This window comes from Bacillus cereus group sp. N24, assembly GCF_016483345.1.
GTDB classification, from domain to species: Bacteria; Bacillota; Bacilli; order Bacillales; family Bacillaceae_G; genus Bacillus_A; species Bacillus_A toyonensis.
In genome coordinates, this window is record NZ_JAEHCA010000182.1 from 1 (window position 1) to 209 (window position 209).

Sequence of the window (209 nt, forward strand, 5' to 3'; positions counted from 1 at the left end):
TTGTTTTTCTTAGATTTGAAACGCGGGGCACTGTTTTGTTTTTTGAAAAAGCGTGTATAAGCATCCGCGAGGTTGCGGACAGATGACTGAATCGCAATACTATCCACTTCTTTTAGCCAAACAAACTCTTTTTTCATGGCAGGAAGTTTGGCAGAGCATGTACCATATGCCAAACCTTTTCCTGTTTCTTTGTATGCATTATCCCATAG

Annotated in this window: 1 pseudogene; it reads right to left on the reverse strand. The window is 40.2% G+C overall.

What is annotated here, in order from left to right:
• A pseudogene (locus JDS95_RS30955) lies at nt 1-209 on the reverse strand (IS200/IS605 family element RNA-guided endonuclease TnpB); the annotation flags it as partial.